The sequence below is a fragment of the Nocardioides sp. CPCC 206348 genome (assembly GCF_048654705.1).
In the GTDB taxonomy this organism is placed as follows: domain Bacteria; phylum Actinomycetota; class Actinomycetes; order Propionibacteriales; family Nocardioidaceae; genus Nocardioides.
In genome coordinates this window covers 58343-61721 of record NZ_JBMCZA010000217.1, presented here as the reverse complement: position 1 = coordinate 61721, position 3379 = coordinate 58343, and the positions used below count along the sequence as shown (strand labels likewise).

Genomic DNA, 3379 nt, shown 5'->3' with positions numbered 1-3379 from the left:
TTGTCCGTCGCGAAGGCGGGGGAGACCGCAACGCCGAGCAGTCCGGCTTCGCCGCGCGGGTCGACCTCGGGGATCCGGCCGACCTCGACCACCTTGCCCTGCTCCTTCGTCGGCTCCTTGCCGATCTTCGGCGACGTGACGACCAGGACCCGGGCGCTGTCGCGCTCGGTGACCACGGCCCGACCGTCGGGCAGGAAGTCGACGCCCCACGGCGTCGCCAGTCCGGTCGCGATCGTCGCCACCACGTCGGGGATGCCGTCGACGGCGAAGGTGATCTCGCCACCACGAACGGTTCCCGTGGGTGCCGCCGTCGCCGTGCCGGACACGTCGATGTCCGTCGTGTTGCCGCCCTGCCCGCAGCCGGTGACGAGCAGGCCGATCACGAGGAGGGACGCTGCCGCGCGACGGCTCACCAGGTGTGTCACGCGGCGCGCGCCAGGAAGTCGAGCAGCAGCTGGTGCACGCGGTCGGGCTGTTCGAGCTGCACGAAGTGCGAGCCACGCAGCTCGACGTACTGGCTGTCCTCGCCGCGGTCGGTGAGCCGGCGCGAGGCCGACGCCATGTCCCGGGCGCCAGCCAGGAGGTCGTACGTCGCCGAGACGAACATCGTCGGGACATGGATCTGGCTCAGCCGCACCCGCGGGTGGCGCGAGGTGCCGATGGCCAGCCGTGCGTACCAGTCGGTCGGCGTCGTCATGAACTCCTCGAGGCCGATCGCGGTCGTCGCGGGGTCCGGCACGGGGAAGATGAAACGGGTGCTGGTGATCAGCTTGACGGTGCGCGGACCCATGGGGATGCGGCGCACGATCGGGTTCGCGATGAAGCCGGTGTGCTGGGCGACCCGGCAGGCGTTGATGGTGATCGCGCGGGCCACGACGCGCGGCAGGTGGAAGGGCGCGAGCATCGTGGAGAACGTGTCTCCCGGGACCCCGCACATCGCGAAGATGCCGCGCACCCGCTCGGGGTGGCGGTAGGCGAGCTCGAAGGCGGTGTTGACGCCCATCGACCAGCCCATGAGGACCGCGTTGTCGATGCCGAAGTGGTCCATGACGGACAAGCCGTCCTGCACGAAGTGCTCGATCTCGACGTGCTTGCGGTTCCGCGGGCGCTCCGAGCCACCCACGCCGCGGTGGTTCCACGACACGATCCGGACGCCGCACTCCGGGTCCAGCAGCCACGGCCACAGGTAGGGGTTGGTGCCCAGCCCGTTGCACAGCACCACGGTGGGCCCGTCGATCACGCCGTCGGGGTCGTTCGTCCACGCCCGGACGGTCGTGCCGTCGTCGGACAGGATGTCGCGGAAGGCGATGGACGACGGCCGGACGCGCTGCTCAGGCCGGGGTGCGGGGGTCGACATGCGGTCGATTCTGCCTGAACCGACGCGGCGCGGGGCTCGTCTCAGCCGTGGCGCGAGTCAAGGATCCCGGCGGACGCGACCTCGGGCTCGGGGTAGCGGGCCGCGAAGAACCGGTCGACGTCCTCGCGTTCCGCCCGGCGCCGGGTGCACTCGGTGAGCGCGATCATCGCGTTGCGGCGCGCGTGCTGCTGGGCAGTCACGGGCCAGGTGCGGACGGCATCGAGGGTGCGAAGCAAGGGGAAGAGGGGAGACACGGTGTTGCCTTCGAGAGGTGGGGAGATGTCCCGACACTATCGAGGCCAAGGTGTTCGCCGGGTCACCCTGAGGTGACATCTGGGTGAATCGGGTGGCGCGTCGCGCGGGTCGCGCCGACGCTCGCCACGACGACGCAACCGATCGCTGCCCACTGCACCGGTGCGAGCTCCTCGCCCACCACGAGCAGGCCGGCCAGCGCAGCGGCTGCGGGCTCCAGGCTCATCAGGACACCGAAGGTCGCGGCCGGCAGGGTGCGGAGGGCGGCGAGCTCGGCGCTGTAGGGGACCACCGAGCTCAGCAGGCCCACGGCCGCACCGATCAGCAGCACACGCGAGTCGAGCAGGTCGCCACCGTCGACGGTGAACAGGAGCAGGGGGCTCAACAGCACCACGGCGACCAGGCTCGCGACGGCGAGGCCGTCGATGCCCTCCCAGCGCCGGCCGGTCGCGGCGCTGGACAGGATGTAACCCGCCCAGGCAGCACCCGCCAGCAGTGCGTACGCCACGCCGACCGGGTCGAGGTGACCGCGTTCGAAGCCGAGGAGCAGGACACCGACGGCGGCCAGCCCGACCCACACCAGGTGCCGCGGTCGGCGGAACCCGACCGCGGCGAGGACGAGCGGTCCGATGAACTCGATGGTGACCGCGACACCGATCGGGATCCGCGAGAACGACTGGTAGATGCCCCAGTTCATGGCGCCGAGGCAGGCGCCGTAGCGAGCCGCGACGAGCCAGTCCTCGCGACTGCGCCCGCTCAGCCTCGGCCGCGCCCACAGCAGGAGCACGACGGCACTGGTCGCCAGCCGGAGCCAGACCACACCGTTCGGTTCGAGGTCGTCGAACAGCTTCTTGGCGAAGCCCGCCCCCAATTGCACCGAGCCGATGCCGAGCAGGACCAGGGCGACCGCCACCCCGAGGGGCGGGCGGTGGCCGTGGCCCCTCTCGGCATCGGGGGGTGAGGCGGGCACGGGCAGACGGTACCGGCGGCACCGATGACTTTTGCCGGCCCCGTCGGTCAGAGTGAGGAGAGGCAGTTGTCGAGCGCTACGTGCACGGAGGAACGATGACGACGATCCTGATGGTCGGAACCCGCAAGGGCTTGTGGGTGGGCACCTCCGAGGACCGGAAGGACTGGTCCTTCACCGGCCCCCACCACGACATGGAAGAGGTCTACTCGGGCCTCGTCGACACCCGCGGCGCGACGCCGCGGCTGTTCTCCGGGGCGTCGTCGAGCTGGCTCGGCCCGCAGCTGCGCTGGTCCGACGACCTCGGCGCGACCTGGCAGGAGACCCCGAACGGCGCGATCCGGTTCCCCGAGGGATCCGGAGCCACCCTCGAGCGGATCTGGCAGATCGTCCCGGGCGCGCAGGAGGGCGTGCTGCACGCCGGCACCGAGCCGGGAGCCGTCTTCACCTCCACCGACGGGGGTGCCAGCTTCGCGCTGGAGGAGGGGCTCTGGAACCACCCACAGCGGCCCGAGTGGGGTGAGGGCTTCGGTGGCCAGGCCTTCCACACCGTGCTCCCGCACCCGAGCGACCCGGCCTCCATCACCGCCGCGATCTCCACCGGCGGCGTCTACCGCACCACCGACGGCGGTGCATCCTGGAGCCCACGCAACCAGGGCATCCGGGCGGACTTCCTGCCCGAGGACCAGCGCTATCCCGAGTTCGGCCAGTGCGTCCACAAGGTCACCCGGCATCCGGGCCGCCCCGAGCGCCTGTACCTGCAGAACCACGGCGGGGTCTACCGGTCCGACGACGAGGGCGGG

5 protein-coding genes are annotated in these 3379 nt (G+C 71.4%); 1 reads left to right on the top strand and 4 read right to left on the bottom strand.

Translation table 11 applies throughout. The features are described from left to right. The 4 genes from ACOADB_RS24070 to ACOADB_RS24055 form a co-directional block, all read right to left on the bottom strand. The coding region (locus tag ACOADB_RS24070; RefSeq protein WP_378604752.1) for a PQQ-dependent sugar dehydrogenase at positions 1-425 on the bottom strand (425 nt) is incomplete at its 3' end. Beyond that, a complete protein-coding gene (locus ACOADB_RS24065) occupies positions 422-1357 on the bottom strand; it encodes an alpha/beta fold hydrolase (protein WP_378604749.1) in 936 nt (311 codons plus the stop codon). The genes ACOADB_RS24070 and ACOADB_RS24065, both read right to left, overlap by 4 nt. Before the next feature lie 41 nt (positions 1358-1398). Continuing rightward, positions 1399-1611, bottom strand: a complete 213-nt coding sequence (locus tag ACOADB_RS24060; RefSeq protein WP_378604746.1) for a hypothetical protein — start codon at positions 1609-1611, stop codon at positions 1399-1401. A gap of 62 nt (positions 1612-1673) precedes the next feature. After that, positions 1674-2579, bottom strand: coding sequence for an EamA family transporter (locus ACOADB_RS24055; protein WP_378604743.1), 906 nt, complete (start codon positions 2577-2579; stop codon positions 1674-1676). Positions 2580-2674: 95 nt separating this feature from the next. On the opposite strand from ACOADB_RS24055, the gene ACOADB_RS24050 reads away from it, so the two are divergent. After that, positions 2675-3379: WD40/YVTN/BNR-like repeat-containing protein (locus ACOADB_RS24050; RefSeq protein WP_378604740.1), on the top strand; the 705-nt coding region annotated here is incomplete at its 3' end.

Bases quoted from the DNA above. Each gene is read 5' to 3' on its own strand.
- ACOADB_RS24065 (WP_378604749.1), bottom strand. From the start codon at position 1,357: ATGTCGACCCCCGCACCCCGGCCTGAGCAGCGCGTCCGGCCGTCGTCC.